The organism is Isoptericola maris, from assembly GCF_048065335.1.
Classification (GTDB): Bacteria; Actinomycetota; Actinomycetes; order Actinomycetales; family Cellulomonadaceae; genus Isoptericola; species Isoptericola rhizosphaerae.
Genome location: NZ_JBLUNY010000013.1, coordinates 43,084 through 64,477, shown reverse-complemented (window position 1 = coordinate 64,477; position 21,394 = coordinate 43,084). Strand labels below are relative to the sequence as shown.

At 72.8% G+C, this 21,394-nt stretch carries 20 protein-coding genes and 2 tRNA genes; 7 read left to right on the top strand and 15 right to left on the bottom strand.

The window, feature by feature from the left end; genetic code table 11:
- On the bottom strand, window positions 1-1,311 hold the full coding sequence (locus ACH5HR_RS15865; protein ID WP_416478768.1) for a GAF domain-containing protein: 1,311 nt from the start codon (window positions 1,309-1,311) through the stop codon (window positions 1-3).
- Window positions 1,312-1,498: 187 nt separating this feature from the next.
- Here ACH5HR_RS15865 and ACH5HR_RS15860 point away from each other — a divergent pair, with 187 nt between their 5' ends.
- From ACH5HR_RS15860 to ACH5HR_RS15845, 4 genes are read left to right on the top strand one after another with little or no spacing between them, the layout of a single operon-like run.
- Complete coding sequence (locus tag ACH5HR_RS15860) at window positions 1,499-2,410, top strand: sulfurtransferase (protein WP_416478767.1); 912 nt, start codon at window positions 1,499-1,501, stop codon at window positions 2,408-2,410.
- A gap of 29 nt (window positions 2,411-2,439) precedes the next feature.
- Window positions 2,440-2,895 (top strand): SufE family protein, encoded by a 456-nt coding sequence (locus tag ACH5HR_RS15855; protein ID WP_402372156.1) that lies wholly within the window; start codon window positions 2,440-2,442, stop codon window positions 2,893-2,895.
- Between the two features lie 44 nt (window positions 2,896-2,939).
- A complete protein-coding gene (locus ACH5HR_RS15850; protein ID WP_416478765.1) occupies window positions 2,940-4,070 on the top strand; it encodes a calcium/sodium antiporter in 1,131 nt (376 codons plus the stop codon).
- Window positions 4,071-4,083: 13 nt separating this feature from the next.
- On the top strand, window positions 4,084-4,464 hold the full coding sequence (locus ACH5HR_RS15845; protein WP_402372160.1) for a universal stress protein: 381 nt from the start codon (window positions 4,084-4,086) through the stop codon (window positions 4,462-4,464).
- A 4-nt stretch (window positions 4,465-4,468) separates the two neighbouring features.
- Here the strand turns inward: ACH5HR_RS15845 and ACH5HR_RS15840 are convergent, their stop codons facing one another.
- The 10 genes from ACH5HR_RS15840 to ACH5HR_RS15795 all read right to left on the bottom strand — a co-directional run bounded on the left by ACH5HR_RS15840 (window position 4,469) and on the right by ACH5HR_RS15795 (window position 13,646).
- A complete protein-coding gene (locus tag ACH5HR_RS15840; RefSeq protein WP_416478763.1) occupies window positions 4,469-5,224 on the bottom strand; it encodes an amino acid ABC transporter ATP-binding protein in 756 nt (251 codons plus the stop codon).
- Entirely contained in the window at window positions 5,221-6,090 is an 870-nt protein-coding gene (locus tag ACH5HR_RS15835; protein WP_416478761.1) for an amino acid ABC transporter permease, read from the bottom strand. The genes ACH5HR_RS15840 and ACH5HR_RS15835 overlap by 4 nt, the downstream gene beginning before the upstream one ends.
- A gap of 4 nt (window positions 6,091-6,094) precedes the next feature.
- Window positions 6,095-6,973: an ABC transporter substrate-binding protein gene (locus ACH5HR_RS15830; RefSeq protein WP_416478759.1), complete on the bottom strand. Its 879-nt coding sequence runs from the start codon at window positions 6,971-6,973 to the stop codon at window positions 6,095-6,097.
- Between the two features lie 107 nt (window positions 6,974-7,080).
- A complete protein-coding gene (locus tag ACH5HR_RS15825) occupies window positions 7,081-7,587 on the bottom strand; it encodes a dsRBD fold-containing protein (RefSeq protein WP_416478757.1) in 507 nt (168 codons plus the stop codon).
- A 93-nt stretch (window positions 7,588-7,680) separates the two neighbouring features.
- Window positions 7,681-7,950, bottom strand: a complete 270-nt coding sequence (locus ACH5HR_RS15820) for a DUF7218 family protein (protein WP_402372175.1) — start codon at window positions 7,948-7,950, stop codon at window positions 7,681-7,683.
- Between the two features lie 61 nt (window positions 7,951-8,011).
- Window positions 8,012-8,191 (bottom strand): Atu4866 domain-containing protein, encoded by a 180-nt coding sequence (locus tag ACH5HR_RS15815; RefSeq protein WP_416478756.1) that lies wholly within the window; start codon window positions 8,189-8,191, stop codon window positions 8,012-8,014.
- A gap of 657 nt (window positions 8,192-8,848) precedes the next feature.
- Window positions 8,849-8,925, bottom strand: a tRNA-Met gene (locus tag ACH5HR_RS15810).
- A gap of 170 nt (window positions 8,926-9,095) precedes the next feature.
- Window positions 9,096-9,172 (bottom strand) — tRNA-Met (locus ACH5HR_RS15805).
- Between the two features lie 101 nt (window positions 9,173-9,273).
- A complete protein-coding gene (locus tag ACH5HR_RS15800) occupies window positions 9,274-12,309 on the bottom strand; it encodes a UPF0182 family membrane protein (RefSeq protein ID WP_416478754.1) in 3,036 nt (1,011 codons plus the stop codon).
- Window positions 12,310-12,452: 143 nt separating this feature from the next.
- A complete protein-coding gene (locus ACH5HR_RS15795; protein ID WP_416478753.1) occupies window positions 12,453-13,646 on the bottom strand; it encodes a YlbL family protein in 1,194 nt (397 codons plus the stop codon).
- A gap of 134 nt (window positions 13,647-13,780) precedes the next feature.
- Here ACH5HR_RS15795 and ACH5HR_RS15790 point away from each other — a divergent pair, with 134 nt between their 5' ends.
- Window positions 13,781-15,226: a zinc-dependent metalloprotease gene (locus ACH5HR_RS15790; protein ID WP_402372181.1), complete on the top strand. Its 1,446-nt coding sequence runs from the start codon at window positions 13,781-13,783 to the stop codon at window positions 15,224-15,226.
- Here the strand turns inward: ACH5HR_RS15790 and ACH5HR_RS15785 are convergent, their stop codons facing one another.
- Window positions 15,227-15,760 carry a SprT-like domain-containing protein gene (locus ACH5HR_RS15785; protein WP_416478781.1) on the bottom strand — a complete coding sequence of 178 codons (534 nt, stop codon included), beginning with the start codon at window positions 15,758-15,760 and terminating at the stop codon, window positions 15,227-15,229.
- A 142-nt stretch (window positions 15,761-15,902) separates the two neighbouring features.
- Here ACH5HR_RS15785 and ACH5HR_RS15780 point away from each other — a divergent pair, with 142 nt between their 5' ends.
- On the top strand, window positions 15,903-16,991 hold the full coding sequence (locus ACH5HR_RS15780; protein ID WP_416478752.1) for a ThiF family adenylyltransferase: 1,089 nt from the start codon (window positions 15,903-15,905) through the stop codon (window positions 16,989-16,991).
- A gap of 62 nt (window positions 16,992-17,053) precedes the next feature.
- On the opposite strand, the gene ACH5HR_RS15775 is transcribed toward ACH5HR_RS15780, so the two are convergent.
- Window positions 17,054-17,341 carry a WhiB family transcriptional regulator gene (locus tag ACH5HR_RS15775; RefSeq protein ID WP_416478750.1) on the bottom strand — a complete coding sequence of 96 codons (288 nt, stop codon included), beginning with the start codon at window positions 17,339-17,341 and terminating at the stop codon, window positions 17,054-17,056.
- Window positions 17,342-17,904: 563 nt separating this feature from the next.
- Window positions 17,905-19,953 carry an ATP-dependent DNA helicase UvrD2 gene (locus ACH5HR_RS15770; protein ID WP_416478748.1) on the bottom strand — a complete coding sequence of 683 codons (2,049 nt, stop codon included), beginning with the start codon at window positions 19,951-19,953 and terminating at the stop codon, window positions 17,905-17,907.
- Between the two features lie 60 nt (window positions 19,954-20,013).
- Here ACH5HR_RS15770 and ACH5HR_RS15765 point away from each other — a divergent pair, with 60 nt between their 5' ends.
- Window positions 20,014-20,280, top strand: a complete 267-nt coding sequence (locus ACH5HR_RS15765) for a mycoredoxin (RefSeq protein WP_402372190.1) — start codon at window positions 20,014-20,016, stop codon at window positions 20,278-20,280.
- A 22-nt stretch (window positions 20,281-20,302) separates the two neighbouring features.
- Here the strand turns inward: ACH5HR_RS15765 and nudC are convergent, their stop codons facing one another.
- Window positions 20,303-21,250: an NAD(+) diphosphatase gene (gene nudC / locus ACH5HR_RS15760; protein ID WP_416478746.1), complete on the bottom strand. Its 948-nt coding sequence runs from the start codon at window positions 21,248-21,250 to the stop codon at window positions 20,303-20,305.
- Between the last annotated feature and the right edge of the window lie 144 nt (window positions 21,251-21,394).

Here is a 21,394-nt window from a genome sequence, read left to right as displayed (position 1 = left end):
TCAGCGCAGCACCGCGTCGACGACGGAAAGGTGTGCCCGCGCCCGGCTCCACAGGGGGCTGCCGTGCTCGGCCCGCTGCACGAGGAGGCTCCACGCCTCGACGTCGTCCACGCCGTCGTCGGTCCGGGTCCACGCGTCGAGCGCTGCGGCGCCGGGGCTGCTCAGGACGGCGGAGCGGAGCTCGGCGGTGAGCTCGGCGCGGGCCCGCTCGACGCCGGGGGCCAGCGAGCGCGGGAGCAGCGGCCCGGCGCTGGCCGCGAGCGCCGCTGTCGGGTCCCCTGCCGCGAGGTGCTCGCGCACGACGTCGACGTCGCTGCGCACGCCGGGCGCCAACCGGTAGGGGCGTGACCCGCTGACCAGGGAGCCGGCGACGCGCCGCAGCCGGGAGATCTCGACGCGGACCGCGACCTCGGACAGGTCGCCCGGGTGCAGCAGCACGGCGAGCTCCTCGGCGGTGAGCCCGCGGGGGTGCTCACCGAGGAGGGCGATGATCTCGGCGTGCCGCGGCGAGAGGCGGTGGTCGCCGCCCGGGCCGTGGAGCACGGGTGTGCCGAGGAGCTGCACGAGGGGCCGGCCAGCGTCGACGCCGTCCCCGGGCCACCCTGGCTCCACGCGTTCGCGCGCCGCGAGCTCTCGCTCGAGGCTCGCCACGGTCGCGCGGACCAGGGAGAGCGCGACGTGCGAGGCGGCGGCACGTCCGCCGGTCACGTCCAGGACGCCGAGCACCCGGCCGTCGGCGCCACGGATCGGTGCGGCGGCGCAGTTGAGCGACTGGACGGGTCGGGAGAAGTGCTCGGCGCCCAGCACCTGCACGGCGCGGCGGGTCGCGAGCGCCGTGCCGGGGGCGTTGGTGCCGACGCTCTCCTCGCGCCAGACGGCGCCGGCGACGAACCCGACGCGCTCCGCCGTCGTGCGGGTTCGGGCGTCGCCCTCGACCCACAGGAGCCGACCGGCGTCGTCGCAGACGGCGACGACGAGGCCGTCGTCGCGGGCCGCGTCCACGACGAGCTCGCGCACGAGCGGCATGAGCGGCGCGAGGGGGTGCGTCGTGCGGTAGTCGTCCAGGTCACGGTCGGCGAGGCCGGTCGCGGCGTGCAGCGAGTCGGGGTCGACGCCGGAGCTCCGGCTGCGGCGCCAGGACTCGCCGACGAGGGGGTCCAGCCCGGGCGGGAGGCAGCCGGTACCGAGGAAGGTGTCGTAGGCGGTCCGCACGGAGCGACGGTCGCGACGGACGGTGCCGCGGGGCGCGGGCGTGCCTCCGGGGGCACGGGCGGAACCGGCGAGGTCCTGCGCGGCAGCACGGTCGAACATGGCGCCTCCGACGTCGTCGTGCGGTGGTGGCCTCAGTCTAGGGCTCGGCCGGAGGCCCTGGCAGAGCCGTCGTCTCACATCGTGGTCCCAAATGTTGGACGCCGGGTGTCCTCCCAGGTCGCCGCGTGCCTAGGGTGTGGGCAGACCCCCGCGGCCCCGCCCGTTCACCCACCCACCGGAGGACACCATGCCCGCTCAGCTCGACCCGGACCCCCGCCTGCAGGAGTACGCCCACCCCGAGCGGCTCGTCACCACCGAGTGGCTCGCCCAGCACCTCGACGACCCCGGCCTCGTGGTCGTCGAGTCCGACGAGGACGTGCTGCTCTACGAGACTGGCCACATCCCCGGTGCGGTGAAGGTCGACTGGCACACCGACCTGCTGCTGCCCGTCGAGCGCGACTACCTCGACGGCCCCGGCTTCGCCGACCTGCTCGGCTCCAAGGGCATCGCCCGGGACACCACGATCGTGCTCTACGGCGACAAGAACAACTGGTGGGCCGCGTACACCGCCTGGGTGTTCACGCTGTTCGGCCACGAGGACGTCCGCCTGCTCGACGGCGGCCGCAACCTCTGGGTGGCCGAGGGCCGCGAGCTGACCACCGACGTCCCGAGCCCGGAGCCGGCCGAGTACCCCGCCGTCGACCGCGACGACTCGACGTTCCGTGCCTTCAAGGAGGACGTGCTCGCCCACCTCGGCAACGGCCCGCTCGTGGACATCCGCTCCCCGCAGGAGTTCAGCGGCGAGCGCCTCCACATCCCCGACTACCCGGAGGAGGGTGTGCTGCGGGGCGGCCACATCCCCACCGCGCACAACGTCCCGTGGGCCACCGCGGTCGCCGAGGACGGCACCTACAAGCCGCGCGCCGAGCTCGAGAAGATCTACCTCGACGGCGGCCTGGGCATCCAGGCGGACGACAAGGTCATCACCTACTGCCGCATCGGCGAGCGCTCCAGCCACACGTGGTTCGCCCTGCACTTCCTGCTGGGTCTGCCCGACGTGCGCAACTACGACGGCTCGTGGACCGAGTGGGGCAACGCGGTCCGGGTGCCGATCGTCGCGGGCGACCAGCCGGGCGAGGCACCGCGACGGGCCGCCTGAGCAGCCGGACCGCCTGGGACACTGGAACCATGACCGACGACGCGTCCACCACGCCCGAGCTGCCCGCGCAGCTCGCCGAGATCCGTGAGGACTTCCTGGCGCTGACCGAGCCCGACCGGCTCCAGCTCCTGCTCGAGTTCTCCCGCGAGCTGCCCGAGCTCCCCGAGCGCTACGCGCTCGCACCCGGGCTGCTGGAGAAGGTCGAGGAGTGCCAGTCGCCCGTCCGCGCCTTCGCCGAGCTGGACGACGGCGTGGTGCACTTCTACGCCTCGGCACCGCAGGAAGCACCCACCACGCGCGGGTTCGCCTCGATCCTCGCCCAAGGGCTGTCGGGACTGACCGCCCAGCAGGTGCTGGACGTGCCCGAGGAGTTCCCCCTGCAGCTCGGGCTGACCCGCGCGGTCAGCGCGCTGCGCCTGAACGGCATGGCCGGGATGCTGACCCGCGCCAAGCGGCAGGTCGTGGAGCAGCTCGCCGCGGCCTGACCTCCCGCTCACCCGAGAGGCTCACTCGCCCGTAGCCTGGGCGGGTGAGCCTCTCGAGCGTCCTGCTCCTCCTGGCCGGCTTCGTCCTGCTCGTCGGCGGCGGGGAGGCACTGGTCCGCGGGGCTGCCTCGCTCGCGCGGACGATGGGCATGTCCTCCCTCGTCGTCGGCCTCACCGTGGTCTCCTTCGCGACGTCCAGCCCCGAGCTCGCCGTCAGCGCCGGCGCCGCCCTGTCAGGGTCCCCCGGGCTGGCCGTGGGCAACGTCGTCGGCAGCAACATCGCCAACATCTTGCTCGTCCTCGGCATCTCGGCGCTGATGGTCCCGCTGATGGTGACGTCCCGCGTCGTGCGCACGGACATCCCGGTGATGATCGGACTGTCAGTCCTCGCCCTGGTCCTCGCGCTCGACGGTACGATCAGCACGGCCGACGGCGTCCTGCTGCTCGCCCTCCTGGCCGCCTACCTCGTGGTCACGATCATCCGCTCCCGGCGCGGACGGGACGACGCGCCGCCGGCAGCCGCCGCCGGAGCAGCCGGTGCACCCACGAAGGCGGCCTCCGCACCGAGCCGCTTCCGCGCGACCCGCACGCGCTCGATCCTGCTCGACGTGGTGCTCGTCGCCGTCGGCGTGGCCCTCCTGGTGCTCGGGGCGCAGCTCCTGGTCCGCGGAGCGACGCAGATCGCCGCCACCTTCGGGGTGAGCGACCTGGTGATCGGGCTCACCGTGGTCGCCGTCGGCACCTCGCTGCCCGAGCTGGCCACCACCGTCATCGCGGTCCGCCGCGGCGAGGGCGACCTGGCGGTCGGCAACATCGTCGGCAGCAACATCTTCAACATCGGCGCCGTCCTCGGCCTCACGGCCATCGTGGCGCCCGGCGGGATCGGCGTGGACCCCGCGGCCGTGCACTTCGACCTGCCCCTCATGGTCGCCGTCGCCCTGGCCCTGCTGCCCGTCGCGTTCACCGGCCAGCTCATCCGGCGCTGGGAGGGCACGCTCTTCGTCGTGCTCTACCTCGCCTACGTCGCGTTCGTCCTGCTGGCGGCGTCCGAGCACGCCGCGCTGCAGCCCTTCAGCACCGCGATGCTCGGGTTCGTCCTGCCGGTCACCGCCGTGTGGCTCGTGGCGCTCGCGGCCTACGAGCTCGGGCTGCGGCGCGGCCGTCGCCAGGTGTGACAGAGTTGGTGCCATGACGGTGCTCGTGGCCTACAACGTCTCCCCGCACGGCGAGGCGGCAGTCCGCACGGCGCTGGAGGAGGCCCGGCGCCGCGACCTCCCGCTGCACGTGCTCGTGCTCGACCCGCAGGCTGCCGACGCGCCCGCCCCGGCAGGGCTGGCGGCGGTGCTCGACGGGTCAGCGACGAACCCGACCGTCGTGTACCGGGACGAGCGGACCGAGCCGGCCGACGCCATCCTCGACGCGGCCGAGGAGACCGGGGCGACACTCGTCGTCGTCGGCTCCCGCAAGCGCTCCAGCCAGGGCACCTTCCTGATGGGCACCACCACGCAGCGCGTCCTGCTGGACTCCCCCGTGCCCGTCCTCGTGGTCAAGGACGCCTACGGCGCCTGAGGGCTCAGCGCAGCCGGCGCAAGAACTCCTGAGTCCGTCCGCGCTGCGGGTCGTCGAGGACCTGCCCCGGCGTGCCCCGCTCGTGCACCCGGCCCTCGTGCAGGAACACGACCTCGTCGGCGACGTCGCGCGCGAAGCTCATCTCGTGCGTGGCGACCACCATCGTGGTGCCCTCGTCCCGCAGCGCGACGAGCAGGTCGAGCACCTCGCCCACCAGCTCCGGGTCGAGCGCGGACGTGACCTCGTCCAGGAGCAGCAGCTCCGGGCTGCTGACCAGCGCCCGTGCGATCGCCGCCCGCTGCTGCTCCCCGCCGGACAGCTCGTCGGGGTAGGACCGCGCCTTGTGGGACAGCCCGACCTTCTCGAGCATGCCCGCGCCCGCGGCCTCGGCCTCGGCCCGGCGGCGACCGTGCACCAGCCGCAGCGCCAGGGTGACGTTGTCCAGCACGCGCAGGTGCGGGAACAGGTTGTACTGCTGGAACACCATCGACATCCGGGCGCGGGCGGCGTCGGCGTCCACCCACGGGTCCGCGACGTCGACGCCGTCGAGCAGCACCTGGCCGTCGTCGACGTCCTCGAGCAGGTCGATCACCCGCAGCAGCGTCGACTTGCCGGAGCCGGAGGACCCGACGACCACCACGCACTCGTGCTCGGTGACGTCCAGGTCGATGCCGTCGAGCACGACCTTGCGCGGACCCCGCCGTCCGGTGCCGGGATAGCTCTTGCGCACGCCCCGCAAGGACAGCAGCGCGCCGGTCACCGGATCACCCCCGCGCCGCTCACGCCGCGCAGACGTCCGCGCCACCCCTGCCGGGCCGACCAGGCGTCCACCAGACGGGTCAGCGGGATGGACAGCAGCAGGAACAGCACGCCCGCGACCACGTAGGGCGTGAAGTTGTAGTCGCCCGTCGTGGCGATCTGGGCCGCGCGGATCGCGTCCACGGCACCCAGGATCGAGATCAGCCCGGAGTCCTTCTGCAGCGAGACGAGCATGCTGGCCGTCGGCGCCGTGACGTTGCGGACCGCCTGCGGCAGCACCACCCGGCGCACCGTCTGCCCCCGGGTGAGCCCGAGGGACCGCGCCGCCGCCACCTGCGACGGGTGGACCGACTCGATGCCCGCGCGGAAGATCTCCGCGAGGTACGCGGTGTACGTCAGCACGATGGCGAGGCCGCCGAGGAACGCCGCGCTCACCGGCAGCCACTCGAGGCGCAGGGCCGGCAGCCCGAACCCGGCGAGGAGCAGCACCAACAGCACCGGCACCCCGCGGAAGACGTCGACGTACACCACGGTCAGCACGCGCAGGGGGAACAGCGCCGGCAGCCGCGAGGTGCGCACCACGGCGAGGAGCAGGCCGACGACCAGGCCGATCACCGAGGCCACGACCCAGACCCGCAGGTTGAGCCACAGCCCCTCGGCGACGTCGGGCAGCACCTCGACCGCGCGCTCCGGGGAGAAGAACGCCGTGCGTGCCCGCTCCCAGCCCGGCGCGGTGGCCACCACGTACGCGACCGAGCCGACGACGACGGCGGTCGCCACGGTCGCGACGGCGAGCGCCCGGCGGCGCTGGGCACGCCGGAAGGCGTCGCGCTCCAGCGCCCGCGCGGACGGCTGCCAGTCGGTCATGCGCTCAGGAGAGCTGCTCGATGTCGTCCGAGCTCAGCCAGGTGGTGCGCAGCTCGTCGAGGGTGCCGTCGGCCTCCAGCTCGTCGACGGCCGCCGAGACGCAGTCCGTCAGCTCCGAGTCCTTGTCGAGGACGAGACCCAGCTGCTCGGGCTCGCCGGCGTCCGGCAGCGTGCCGATGACCGTCGCGTCCGGGAAGTACACCGTCGAGGCGGCGACCCCCTGGTCGACGTCCATGACCATCGCGTCGACGGTGCCCGACGTGAGTGCCGTCATCCCGTCGCCGGCGGCGCTGAACGGCACCACCTCGACGTCGTCGCCCCAGGCCTGCTCCGCGGCGTCGAGGGACGTCTGGGAGGCGGTCACGCCCACGGTGGCTCCGGCCAGGTCCGCCAGGCTCGCAGCGTCCGCGAACTCGCCGTCGTCGGCCACGATCACGCCCTGCCGGCTGGTGAGGTAAGGGCTGGAGAAGTCGACGGCCTCGGCACGTTCGTCGGTGATCGTCGTCTGGTAGGCGGCGACGTCGAACGTCTTGATCGCCGGGGACACGATCTGCTCGAAGGTGACCGAGGTCCACTCGACGTCCTCGGCGGCGTAGCCGAGGCGGTCGGCGACCTCGTAGACCAGCGCTGCCTCGAAGCCCTCGCCGCTCGACGGGTCGCCCACGTACCAGGGCTCGAACGGCTCGGAGGCGCCGACGGTGAGGGTGCCGTCGGTCAGGGTCGGCAGGTCCGCCGCCTCGCAGGCAGCGGCGTCGGTCGGCGCCGACGCGGCGTCGTCGGCGGTGGCCTCGGCGTCCGAGGAGGCGTCGTCGGCGCCGCACGCGGCGAGACCGAGCGCGAGGACGGGAGCGAGAGCGGTGGCGAGGACGAGTCGGGAGCGCACGGTGGTTTCCTCCTGGTCAGGGGCGACGGGACCGTCGCAGGCCGATATCGACCCTATGCGCGGCGCGTTCCCCGCGGAACGGCGGGCGCTGTGCGTCCGCTCACAGCTCAGGCGTGCACGTGGCCCTGCTCGCCCGTCGCGGCCGCGATGTCCGACTCCGCCTGCCCGAGCAGCGAGTCGGCGAGCCGTCGCAGCGCGCGCCCGGCGGCCACCTCGTCACCGATGACCGGGACCTCCTCGTCGCCGGGGTCCTTGCGGGCGTGCCCGACCGCCCGGAGCGCACCGACGTCGGCGTGCTCGGGAGGACCGGCCACGAGCACCGCCTCCGCCGTGGTGCTGCCGGCGGACTCGACCAGCGCCACCTGCACCTGCCACGTCACCGACCGTGCGGGCCGTGGCTCGGCCTCCTGCTCCTCGCCCGTACCGTCGCCGCGCTCCTGCACGAGCGAGTCCGGGCCGGGGAAGAGCAGGGTCTCCTCGCCGGTGTCCGACCAGCGCACCCGGTACGGCGGGCTGCCGTCACCGTGCGGGCACTCGACCACGACTCCGTCGCGCACCGCACCACCCACCACGCCGGCGGCGGTCACGATCCTGTCCCCTACCGAGGCCTTCATGATGCTCCCTCCCCGTGCCCTCGAGACGACGCTCCCGTCCCCCATGGTGCTCCCGGCGTCGTTCGCTCGCGTGCCGGCAGGACGGGTCCCATCTCAGTGCGAGCGCAGGGCGTCGATCAGCTCGTCCTTCTTCATGCTCGACCGGCCTTCGATGCCGATCTCGGCGGCACGTTCCCGTAGGTCGTCCACCGTCCAGTCCTCGTAGGACCCGGACTTCCCGCCCTGGGAACCCACCGTGCTGCGGCCCTTGTTCGCCGACGCGTTCGCGATCCGGGCCGCCTTCTCCTTGCTGTTGCCCTCGTCGCGGAGCTTCTCGTACAGCTCGTCGTCCTTCACGCTGGGGCCGGGGTCTCGCTGCGGCATGGGGGCTGCTCCCTTCGCATCGGTGGCCGGCCGCCCGACGACGGCCGTCTCGCCGCCATCGTCACCCCGGCACCGCGGTGGTCGCATCCCGACCGGCGGGCCGCGTCAGGACGAACCCGGCGTGGTGGAGCACCCCGTCCACCAGCTGACCGAACGCCCAGAAGCCCGAGTCGTCCAGGTACGTGATCCGGTCGGCGTGGACCCAGTAGCTCCCGGTGTACGCGTCGGTGCGCCCCCCCACGGGTCTCGGTGTAGCGACCGTCCGGCCGCAGATGCTGCTGCATGTCCCGGCGAGGGTCGTCCCAGGTCGCCACCCAGGTCTCCCGCGCCACGGGGTCGGCGACGTCCTGCCCCGCCGGCCGGGTCGGTCGGCCGTCCCACACCTCGAGCCGGCCCGCGACCCACACGGCGAGCAGGTCGGCCGGGTCGACGACCAGCATGGTGCGGACCTCGCCGGCCCGGACCGGGCGCCGCAGCACCGCGAAGGTGGCCGCGTTGCCGGGACGCAGGTCGTACGCGTCCCGGCGGGCGGGCGGCAGCTGCGCCACGGCGCTGTCCACGAGCAGCGGGACGGCGTGTGCCCCCTCGGCACGGACCACCTCGACACCGGCGTCCGCCGGGCCCGGCGCCAGGCGGCCACCGACGACGTACAGGTCACCGGCCGTCGGCGCACTCGAGCCCTGCCAGACCTGCGCTCCGGTGACGACGAAGGTCCGAGACGTCATGTGGTTCAGCGGCATGTCGTCATCCTCGTGCGTGAGGACGCACCGGACAACGCCGGGGCGCTCCCGGGAGCGGCACACCCTGTCTCCGAGGTCACGCCACGATCTGCAGACGTCGAAGGGCCCCCGGGAGATCCCGAGGGCCCTTCGACGAGGACCGCCTGTGCGGTCCTCCGTGGTAGCGGGGGCAGGATTTGAACCTGCGACCTCTGGGTTATGAGCCCAGCGAGCTACCGAGCTGCTCCACCCCGCGTCGACGTCCTGAACACTACGGCATGCCTCGCACCCGGCGCCAACTCGGCCGCGGAGACCTCGGACACAACGATCCGGGCACGCGGAGCGGCCACGACCAGCCCGGGTACGGCGAAAGGCCCCCGGGATTCCCGAGGGCCTTTCGATGAGGACTGCCTGTGCGGTCCTCCGTGGTAGCGGGGGCAGGATTTGAACCTGCGACCTCTGGGTTATGAGCCCAGCGAGCTACCGAGCTGCTCCACCCCGCGTCGATGTGTTCAACGGTACGGCATCGATTCGGTCGAAGTCCAACCGATCCGGGCGGATGGGACGCAGGTCACAACCGCGTCCCATCCGTCCGGCAGCACCGTCAGCCCTCCAGCTCCTCCTCGGCCGCGAGCGCCTGCTCGAGCGCCGTCTGGAGTCGCTCCTGGGCCTCGCCGTAGGCCGCCCAGTCCCCGGCCTCCAGGGCTTCCTGGCCGGCCGTGAGCGCCTCGTTGGCGTCAGCCAGAGCAGCGTTCAGGCGAGCCTGCGCGTCACCCGTCGGCGCAGCCGGCTCGTCGCTCGGCTCGGACGGCTCCGTGGTCTCGGTCGGCTCCGGCTCGGCCGTGGGCTCCGCCGCAGGATCCTCGACCTCGTCCGTCGGGACGTCGGTGGGCACTTCCGTCTCCGCCTCGTCGGCGTCGCCTGCCTGGGCACCGGAGTCACCACCGAACACCTGGTCCAGCGCGTCGTCCAACGTCTCGGCATAACCGGTCTGGTCGCCGAAGGCCACCAGCACGCGCCGCAGCAGCGGGAACTGCGTCCCCTCCGCCGACTGGATGTAGACCGGCTGGACGTACAGCAGGCCGCCGCCGACCGGCAGCGTCAGCTGGTTGCCGCGCACCACCACGGAGTCGCCGCGACCCAGGATGTTGAGCTGTTCCGAGATGGTCGGGTTCGAGTTGAAGTTGTTCTGCACCTGACCCGGCCCGGGGACCGTCGAGTCACGTGGCAGCTCGAGGAGGCGCAGGGTGCCATACCCCTCGGCGACCTCGCCCGTCGTCGACCCCGCGTCCGCGTCGGCCGCCAGATAGCCCGTCAAGATCTCTCGGTCGGTGTTCCCGCCCGGGATGAACGTGCTCGTGAGCGAGAACGACGAATCGTCCTGCCCCGGCATCTGGAGGGTCAGGTAGTACGGGGGCTGCTTGGAGGCAGCGGTCTCGGACGACGCCACCGGGTCGTCCGGGGTGACCCACTCGTCCGAGCCCGAGAACAGCGCGATCGCGTCCGTGACGTGGTAGCGCTCGAGCAGCGTGCGCTGCACCTTGAACATGTCCTCCGGGTAGCGCACGTGCGCCATGAGGTCGCCGGAGATCTCCTCCATCGGCTGCAGCGACGCCGGGAAGACCTGGCTCCAGGCCTGCAGCAGCGGGTCCTCGGCGTCCCAGGCGTACAGCGTGACCGTGCCGTCGTACGCATCGACCGTCGCCTTGACCGAGTTGCGGATGTAGTTGACCTCGGGCGGCAGGTCGACCGGGACGCCCTGGGCCGCCAGCGTCAGGGAGTCGGTCGTCGCCTCCTGCATCGGCGCGGACGTCGAGTAGGGGTAGGCGTCGGTGGTCGTGTAGGCGTCGACGATCCACTTGACGCGACCGTCCACGACGGCGGGGTACACCTTGTTGTCCAGGGTGAGCCACGGCGCGACCTTCGCCACGCGCTCCTGCGGGTCACGCTCGTAGAGGATCTGCGACTCCTCCGTCACACGGTCGGAGAAGAAGATCTGCTCGTCACCGAACTTCAGCGCGAAGAGCATCTTCTCCAGGAACGTGCCGATCTCCGGGCCCGCCGAGGTCTCTTCGGTCGGGAACTTGTAGAGCACCTGCCGGCCGCCCTCGTCGTCCGCCTGGTAGTCCAGCTCCCAGCTCTCAGAATCTTCCGGCGCACCCACGATGGAGTACTCCGGGGCCTCCGGGCTGAAGTAGATCCGCGGCTCGTAGCCGCCGTCGAACATGTCGGTCAGCGCACCCTGGGTCGGGATGCCGCCCTCGAAGAACGCGGGCTGGCCGTCCGGACCGGGCTGGTTGCCGTAGGCCGCGACGACGCCGAACCCGTGCGTGTACACGGTGTGGTCGTTGGTCCAGTTGCGGTCCGCCAGACCGTCCAGGTTCAGCTCACGCACCGCGATGACGGTGTCGCGCGACTCGCCGTCGATGCTGTACCGGTCCACGGCGAGGTTGTCCGTGAAGTTGTAGAACTGCTTGTTCTGCTGGAGCTGACGGAACGACGGGCTCACGACCTGCGGGTCGAGCAACCGCACCGAGGCGGTCGTCTCGGCGTCGTCGCGCAGCTGGCCCTCGGTGACCTCCGTGGTGGCCTCGTAGGGCTCCGACTCGACGTCGTCGATGCTGAACGCGTCGCGCGTCGCGTCGATGTTGCGCTGGATGTACGGCGCCTCAAGCGACTGGGCGTTCGGGTCCACCTGGAAGCGCTGGACGATCGACGGGTAGATGCCGCCGATGGCGATCGCCGAGACGACCATCAGGCCGACGCCGATCGCGGGCAGCCGCCACGTGTCGCGGAACGCCGCGACCACGAAGAGCGCGGCGACCAGCAGCGCCACCCCCATCAGGATCTCCTTGGAGGGGATCACGGCGTGCACGTCGGTGTACGAGGCGCCGTCGTAGCGCTCGTTGGAGTTCGTCAGGATGCTGTACCGGTCGAGCCAGTAGTTCGCACCGATGAGGACCATGAGCACGGCACCGAGCACGGCGAGGTGGACCCGGGCCGCCGTCGTCGTGCGCGGCGTCCCGGCCGGCAGCGATCCGATGCGCAGCCCACCGTAGAGGTAGTGGGTGACCACGGCGGCGATGGCCGAGATCACCACGACCGCCATCAGGAAGCTGACGGCGAACCGCACCACGGGCAGCGTGAAGACGTAGAAGCCGATGTCGATGCCGAACTCCGGGTCCGACTCACCGAACGACTGACCGTTCAGGGCGAGCATCACGGTGCGCCACTGCGAGGACGCGGCGACTCCCGCGAAGAAGCCGATCACGACCGGTGCGGCATAGGTGACGAGCTTGCGCAGCGGCTCGACGGCCTCGCGGTACTGGTCGAGCGTGGCCTGCTCCGGCGTCGACGGCGCGTAGACGGGTCGCGACCGGTAACCGATCGTGAACGAGCTGAAGACGGCGGCGCCCATGAGCAGGAAGGCGACGACGAACAGCACCGCCCGGGCGATCCACTGCGTCCAGATCACATTGGCGTAGCCGACCTCGGTGAACCACAGGACCTCGGTCCAGAAGGTCGCGAGGAAGATGAGGGCGGCGACGAGGACCGCCAGGATCACGACCGTGATCAGCAGCGGGCTCCGACGCCTCGCTGCTGGCGGTCCGTCCGGTCGTCGGGGTGGGGCGAAGGACACGGTGCGGGCACCTCATTCGTGCTCGGGACGGGACACGTGCAGGCACGCAGGGACGTCAGGACAACGTACCGACGTCTGCCCAGGTTCCCACGATTCCGACACACGGGGGCGCCCGGGCCCTCACGAACCGGTCACGATCACGCTCAGGAGCAGCGCGGCAGGTCCTCGCCCGCTCCGGCGCCGATCGCCTCCACGGCTGCCCGCGCCTCGGCGAGGGTGCTCACCGACACCACCTCGAGGCCCTCCGGCTCGTGGCCGGCCACCTCGGTGCAGTTGCCCGCGGGGGCGAGGAACCACTCCGCACCGTCACGCTGCGCGCCGTACATCTTCTGGCCGATCCCCCCGATGGGGCCGACGCGCCCGTCGACGTCCATGGTGCCCGTCCCGGCGACGACCGCCCCGTCGAGCTCGTCCTCCGGCGTCATGAGATCGATGATGCCCAGGGCGAACATCGTGCCCGCGCTGGGCCCGCCGATGTCCTCGATCTGGATCGTGACGTCCACCGGGAAGTCGTACACGGCGTCGATGAGCACGCCGAGGAGCGCACGGCCGTCGCCCTCCCCCGTCGTGATCGTCAGGTCGGCCGGCTCGCCCGCCCGCTCCACGCCGAGGACGACGTCGTCGCCCGGGGTGACGTCGTCGAGCACGGTGAGCAGCTCCGGATAGCTCTCCAACGGCTCGCCGTCGATCGAGACGATGACGTCCTCGGGCTCGACGACGCCCTCCGCCCCCGTGCCCTCCGCGGCGGCGACCACCGTCATCGTGGTCGGCACCTCGTAGCCGAGCTCGGTCAGGGCCGCGACGGTCGCCGACTCCTGCGAGCTGACCATCTGCGCCTCGCCCTGCTCCTGCTGCTCCTCCTGGGTGACCGGCTCGGGGAAGACGAGCTCCACCGGCTGCACCGACCGTTCGGTCGACGACCATCCCCACAGCACGTCGCCCATCAGGACGTCACCGCCAGGCCCCCCGTAGACCGAGACCGTCGTGAGCCGCAGCTCGCCGGAGGCCGGGTAGGTCTCAGCGCCGGAGATCTCGATCAGCGGCTTCTCCGTCGCGCTCTGCCCCGGGCTCTGGTCCTGCACGCCCAGGGTGTCCGCCGTCGGGCCCGGCGTGCGGACCGCGTACGGGGTGGGCAGCACGAGGAGCACCGCGGCGACGACGGCGGTCACCATCAGCGACGCGACCAGCGTCACCGGGCGCCCGGCCGGGCGACGGCCGATCCTGCTGTCGGCGGGGTCCGTGCCGGCACCACCGGCCGTACCACGGTCGTCGGGCACCCGATGCTCCTGCGCGTGCCCGTCCAGGTCGGCCGCGTGCTGGCTGCGATCAAAGCTCACCGGCCCATCATCGCCGATCGGCGGCGGACGGTGCGCCGTGAGCGAACGACGGAACCCGGCACCCCGCACGGTCGTCGGTCATGGATACCGTGAGCGTGCGGTGGATGCCGCACCGGAAGGAGCCGAGGACTGCGATGAGCGACCTGCCCGACGACCCCGACGAGCGCGAGCGCGCGCTGCGCGACGCCCTGCAAGGCATCTTCGGCGACCGGACCGACGAGGTGCTCGGCCAGATGCGCTCGCAGGGCCTGGACCCGGCCGCCCTGATGGGTGGCGCCGCGCCCGACCCGGCGACCATGCAGCACCTGATGAACCAGCTGCAGCGCCTCTTCACCTCGGGCGGGGGCCCGGTGAACACCGAGGTCGCGCACGACCTGGCCCGTCAGGTGGCGGTGGCCGAGGGCGACCCCTCGTTGACCGGCGCCCAGGCACGGTCGGCCCAGGAGGCCCTCAGCGTCGCGGAGCTGTGGCTCGACGCCGCGACCGACCTGCCGCCGTCGGGCGGGCCGGCACGCGCCTGGAGCCGCAGCGAGTGGGTCGAGGCGACCCTTCCCGCCTGGCAGCAGCTCGTCTCCCCGGTGGCGGCGTCGGCGGCCGACGCGCTCGCCACCGTCCTCGGCGACCAGCTCGGCGACGACATGACAGGTCTCGAGCTGCCCGGCATGCCCGTCTTCCCCGGCGGGAGCCTGGGCGACCTCGATCCGGCGACCATGATGCGCAGCCTCGGGTCGGCGGTCTACGGCATGCAGGTCGGCCAGGCGGCGGGCACGCTGTCCCGCGAGGTCTTCGGCTCGACGGACGTCGGGCTGCCGCTGCTCGCCGAGCCGGCCACCGTGCTCGTCCCCACGAACGTGCGCGCCTTCGCCGACGGCCTCGACTCGCCGTTCGAGGAGGTCCAGCTCTACATGGCGGTGCGCGAGGCCGCCCACGCCCGGCTGTTCGTGCACGTGCCGTGGCTGCGTGCGCACCTGCACGCCCTCGTCGAGCAGTACGCCCGCGGCATCACCATCGACCTCGACGCCCTCGAGTCGCAGGTCCGGGACATCGACATGTCCGACCCCGAGTCGCTGCGCGGCGCGCTGTCGGGCGACGTCTTCGGCCTGCACAACACCCCGGAGCAGCAGGCGACCCTGCTGCGCCTGGAGACGGCCCTCGCGCTCGTCGAGGGCTGGGTGTCCGAGGTCGCGGCCGCCGCATCCCTCCCGCACCTGCCGCACTCCGTGCCGCTGCGCGAGATGATCCGCCGTCGGCGGGCAGCCGGCGGCCCCGCCGAGCACACCTTCAGGTCGCTCGTCGGGCTCGAGCTGCGGCCCCGTCGCTCGCGCGACGCCGCGGCACTGTTCGCGCACCTGCTCGCCACGGGCGGCCCGGAGGCGCGCGACGCGGTCTGGGACCACCCCGACCTGCTGCCGGGCACGGAGGACCTGGACGACCCGTCGGGTTACGCCGGGCGCCGGGCGGCCCAGGCGGACGAGCACTCGGACGTGGACGCCGCGCTCGCGCAGATCTTCTCGGACGCCGATGCGCCGGACGTCGCGGACCACGCCCGCAGCGAGGAGACCCCGGACGACCAGGCTTAGTCAGGTGGCCGACGAGCCGGAGTCGGCGTCGTCGTCGCGCGACCCGTCCGTGGTGAACGCCACGCCCTCGAGGAACCCGCGGGCCCGGTCGGTGCGCGGGTAGGTCTCGAGCAGCTTCCAGAAGTCCGGTCCGTGCCCGGCGTGCAGCAGGTGCGCGAGCTCGTGCAGGAGCACGTAGTCGATGACCCACTCGGGCATGCCCTGCAGCCGGGTGGAGAGCCGGATCGAGCCGTCCACGAGGGTGCACGACCCCCACCGGCGTTCCTGGTTGCTGACCCATCGGACGCTCGTCGCGTGCGCACGGCCGTCGAGGTACTTCACGGACAGCTCGTGCGCCCGCTCGACGAGCTCTTCGTCCGACGGGCGGCGGCGGCGTTCCTTGTCCTCGAGGCGCGCCAGCATCTTCTCGACCCACTCGCGTTCCTGGGCCCGCGAGAAGCGCGCCGGGATGGCCACGACGGTGCGGTCGCCGTCCCGGTACGCACTGACCGTCGCGGTCCGACGACGGCTCCGCCGGACCTCGACGGTCGGCATGGTGTCGTGGGCCACACCATGACCATACCGGGATTGCGTCAAGATCGTGTGACGGGCACTCCGACGGCCCTGCCCGGGAGGCTTTCCACAGGCCTGTGGAGAACGTCGGCACAGCCGCGTCCGACCGTGCCATCGTGCCGCCATGACGTCCACGAGCACGTCCTGCGACCCGCCCGCCCTCCGGCTGCGCCCCGGCGCACCCGTCCTCGGCCGCGGGGCGGGCGAGGTCCAGCTCGGCACCGACGACCGCTGGTCGCTCGTCCTGTCGGGCCTCGCCGAGGCCGAGACCCGGTGGCTCACGGCCGCGGCCACGACGCAGCACTCCTCCCTCGACCGGACCGCGGCGCGCTACCGGGTGGACGACGAACGCCGCCGGGCCATCGGAGCGCTCCTCGCCGACTGCGGATTCCTCGTGCCCGCACCACGCCGCACCCCCGACGTGCTCGCGACGGCCGGAGGCGCGGCGGACGCACCGGTGCTGGGTGCGCTGCTGCCCGACGGCGGAGGGATGGTCACGCTCGCCCGGCGAGCGGTGCGACGGGTGGGCGTCAGCGGCCTCGGCCGGATCGGGGCGCTGCTCGCGGCCCACCTGGCCACCGCGGGCGTGGGGACGCTCGTGCTCGACGACGACTCGCCCGTCCAGGTCACCGATCTCGGCACAGGGACGTACCAGCAGACCGACGTCGGCCGGCGGCGTGCGGTGCGGCTCCGGGAGGCGCTCGGCGCCCGGTACCCCCGCACGTCGTGGGCGCACGCGTGGCACGCCGACACGATGCCCGACGTGGTCGTCGCCGTGTGCGACCGTGTCATCCGTCCCGAGTCCTTCTCGCTCCTGATGAGCGCCGGCATCCCGCACCTGCCGGTGGTCGTCGGGGAGGCGGACGTGACGCTGGGGCCCTTCGTGCTGCCCGGGACCACCGCGTGCACGGCCTGCCGGCACCGGCACGCCACCGATGTCGACGAGCGCTGGCCGGACCTCGTCGACCAGCTCGCGGAGCTCCCGGCGGGGCCCGGTCAGGAGACCGTGCTGTCCACGACGGCGGCCGCCCTGGCAGCCGGCCAGGTGCTGGCGCACCTCGATGGCGCCCGGCCGGCGGCCGTCGGCGCCGTGCTGGAGGTGGCCCTGCCCGAGGCCGTCCCCCGGGTCCGGCCGGTCGAGGTGCATCCGGCCTGCACCTGCACCGTCCCACCACCCCGCCCCCGCCGAGGTAGTACCACCCCGCCCAGGTAGCACGACGCCCAGGTAGCACGACGCCCCACGAGGTAGTACCTCGCGGGGCATCGATCGATGGGTCAGGCCGCGGCCTGGTCGGTCTTGCGGGGACGGCCGCGCCCCCGCTTGCGAGCGACGACGACTCCGTCGACGAAGACCTCGCCGCCCCAGACGCCCCACGGCTCCGACCGCTCGAGGGCACCGGCCAGGCAGCCGGACTGCAGCGGGCAGGCGCGGCAGAGCGTCTTGGCCCGTTCCACCTCGTCGGTGTGCTCGGCGAACCAGAGCTCGGGGTCGTTGGTGCGGCAGGGCAGCAGAGCCGCGAACTGTCGTTCGAGCTCGGCGGCCTCCTCGGCGGTCTGCGCCACCGGTTGATGGGGGGTCCAGCGACTGGTGCCACCGGCGGGGGCAGCGTCGATCAGCCGCTCGTCCAACAGCTGTGCGAGACGCACGATGTTCCTCCGTCAGGTCCTGGGTGTGGTGTGAACGTCGGTGTTCAGGACCTACGGATGACCCTCTGGTGTCAGAGAGACGGATCGTCCGGCCGATGAAGGCCGATTTCCCGGTCAGGAATGACGAAGGCCGCGGGTCCCGGTGGACTCCGCGGCCTGGACCGGTCAGTGGACCGGATGTCTCCAGGGAGCGGAGTCGGGTGCGAGATCGACGAGGGCTGCCCCAGCGTCGCGACGCGTGCGAGCGCGGAAGGACGGCACGATCGTGATCGGGACAGAGTTCTCCCCTGTCGCAATCTTCTTGCCGCCCTGCAGCTGCGTCATGATGATGTCCATCGTCGTGCTCACCTCCTCCGTCATCTCGGGCCACTGCCTCTCGGCAGGTGCCGCTCCAACTCGGTCATGACGAGCATAGACGGCTGGGCCGCACTCGCCACATCTTTTTTCGAACTTTTTTTGGACGACTTCGTCCGGACCTCTCAGGAGCCCGTCGGAGCACTCTCCACGAGAGCGATCAGCGTCGGCCCGTAGCGGTCGATCTTGGCCGGCCCGATGCCGTTGATCCGCGCGAGCTGAGCCGTCGACGTCGGCCGCAGCTCGGCGATCGCCGCGAGCGTCGCGTCGCCGAGCACCGTGTACGCCGGCTTGTCCGTCTCCCGGGCCACCGACAACCGCCACTCGCGCAGCGCGTCGAAGAGCTCGACGTCGGCCGGTCCCGTCAGCTGGGCACGCGCCTGCCCGCGCTGCGTGCGGCTCGATCCGGAACGCCTGCCGCCACGGCCGTCGTCGGGCCAGATGCCGTCGAGGAACCGGGTCCGCTTGCGCGTCGCCCGGCCGCCAGGGTTGCGCGAACGCGCGTAGGAGAGCTCCAGGTGCTCGCGCGCGCGGGTGATGCCGACGTAGAGCAGCCGACGTTCCTCGGCGACGCCCTCGTCCGTCTCGGCGAGGGAGATCGGCATCAGCCCTTCGTTCATCCCCGCGAGGAACACCGCGTCCCACTCGAGGCCCTTCGCCGCGTGCAACGACGCCAGCGTGACGCCGTCGACCGTCGGAGCATGCTGGGCGGAGGCCCGCTCGGCGAGCTCGTCGACCAGACCCTGCAGGGTGGCGGGAGCGTCCTCGGGTGCGGCCGCGGCGACGTCGTCGGCGAGCCCCACGAGCGCCTGCATCGCCTCCCAGCGCTCGCGCGTGGCGCCGCGGGCCGCCGGCGGCTTCTCGGCCCAGCCCGCGGAGAGCAGGACGTCGCGGACCTGCTCGGGCATCGGCTGCTCCGGGTCGGAGGACCTCGCGGCGCCACGCAGCAGCACGACCGCGTCGCGCACGTCCTTGCGCTGGAAGAAGCGGGCGCCGCCGCGCACCTGATAACTCACGCCGGCGTCCGACAGCGCGGACTCGAACGCCGCCGACTGCGCGTTGGTGCGGTACAGCACCGCGATCTCGCTGGACCGTACCCCGTCGGCGACGAGCCGCGCCGCGCGCGCGGCGATCCCCGCCGCCTCCGCCTCGTCGTCGTCGTAGGTCGTGAAGGACACCGGCGGGCCGGCCGGGCGCTGGGCGAGGAGCTCGAGCGCACCCGTGACGCGGCCGCGCCGCAGGACGTCGTTGGCGAGGTGCACCACCTGCGGCGTGGAGCGGTAGTCCCGGACCAGGCGCACGACCTGGGCGTCGCGGTAGGTGCGCGTGAAGTCCAGCAGGTAGTGCGGCGTCGCCCCGGTGAACGAGTAGATGGTCTGCGACGGGTCTCCCACGACGCAGAGCTCCTTGCGCCCGCCGAGCCACTGGTCGAGGAGGAAGTGCTGCAGCGGCGAGACGTCCTGGAACTCGTCGACCACGAAGTGCCGGTACTGCGAGCGCACCTGGTCACCGATGTGCGGGTGCGAGCCGAGCATGTCGGCCAGCATGAGCAGGACGTCCTCGAAGTCGATGACGCCGCGCTCGGTCTTGACGTCCTCGTACGCGGCGATGAGGCGCGCGACCGTCTGGTGGTCGAACCCCGACGGTGCCGGCCGGTCGTCCGTGGCGGCGGCCTTGACGTAGTCCTCCGCCGTCACGAGGGAAACCTTCGCCCACTCGACCTCGCTCGAGAGGTCACGCACGGCGACCCGGTCGACGCTCGCGCCGATGCGACGGGCCGCCTCCGCCACCGCGGGGGCCTTGTGCTCGAGGATCTGCGGCGGCGCACCGCCGACCACCCGCGGCCAGAAGTAGCCCAGCTGGCGCAGCGCCGCCGCATGGAAGGTGCGGGCCTGCACGCCGACCACGCCGAGCTCACGCAGGCGGGTGCGCATCTCCCCCGCCGCCCGCGCGGTGAACGTCACGGCCAGGACCGACGTCGGCGGGTAGGCACCCGTGCGCACGCCGTAGGCGATGCGGTGCGTGATCGCCCGCGTCTTGCCGGTCCCCGCGCCCGCGAGCACGCACACCGGACCGGCCAGGGCCAGCGCGACCTCGCGCTGCTCGGGGTCCAGCGCGTCGAGGATCGCGTCGGGATGAAGCGGGGCGTCCGGGGAGTTGGTCAGTACTGGCATCGTCTGCGATTGTCGCAGGCGTCGCCGACACGCACACCGCGCTATCCACAGGAGGCCCGCATGACCGCCCGTCCCGCCCTGCCCGACCTCGGCACCGTCACCATGTACTCGACCACCTGGTGCGGCTACTGCCGGACGTTGCGCACGCAGCTGGACTCCGCGGGCATCGGGTACACCGTGATCGACATCGAGGAGCAGCCGGAGACGGCGGAGTACGTCGAGCAGGTCAACGGTGGCAACCGGACGGTGCCCACCGTCGTCTTCCCGGACGGCTCGGCCGCGACCAACCCGTCCCTCGCGGACGTCAAGGCCGCCCTGGCCGGCTGACGCGGGCCAGCCACCGGGCCCGTCACCAGGAGCCGGGCAGCCTCGCGCCGAACCACTCCTCGATGAGCGCCCGCGCGATGGAGTGCCGGCCCGGCAGACCGACCTCGCCCACGGACGCGGCCGCCGACAGCTCCGGCCGGGTGAACCACCGCGCGTCGGTGACCTCCTCGTCGTCGGTCCGCACCGCCGTCGCCACGGCCCGCGCCCGGAACCCGAGCATGAGCGACGCGGGGAACGGCCACGCCTGGCTGCCGCGGTAGACCACGTCCTCGAGCGACGTGCCGACGACCACACCCGTCTCCTCCGCGACCTCCCGGCGCACCGTGTCCTCCATCGCCTCGCCCGCCTCCACGAAGCCCGCCAGCGTCGAGAAGCGCCCCGCCGGCCAGGTCGCGGCATGGCCCAGCAGCAGGCGGTCGTCGTCGTCGACGACCGCCATGATGACGGCAGGGTCGGTGCGCGGGTAGGTGTCCCGCGCCTCGACCGGGCAGTGGCGCGCCCAACCGGCCTGGACGACGGCGGTCGGCCCGCCGCAGCGTCCGCATCTCCGGTGCGTCGCATGCCAGCCCGCCAGCGCGACCGCCTCCACCGACAACCCGTGGACCAGCCCCGCCCCTGGTTCACCGGCGGCGAGCGCGTCGACCTGGGCCTGCGCGATCTCCCGCAGCCCGGACCAGCCCGCCGCGCCGCGCGGGGGCGGGGGGTCGCCGTCCTCCGGCAGGACGAGCGCGAGGTGGGCCGCGCCGTCCGACTCCCCCAGGAAGAGCCACAGGCCGTCCGGTTGTCCCGGCGCCGGGAGCAGCGCGGCTCGGGGGGTGTCGCGCCCGACGGCGGCGAGCCGCCCGCGATGGACCACCAGCACCCCGGTGGTCGGGTCGGCGCGCAGCCGCTCCACGAGCCCCGGTTCCGCACGGCGGTGGGCGGCTCGATCGTGCGCCGTGCGGGAGAAGGGCAGGTCGAGAGGGTTCACGGCACGACGCTACGTCACCTCGTCTCGACCGCATGCCAGCGTGCTTCTCCTCGCGGGCCGCTCGGCCGGCATCGTCACGGTCGACTTCCGCCACTCGTCGTCGCCCGACCTCCTGGTGGGCTTGGCCGGCGGCCGTGGCGATCT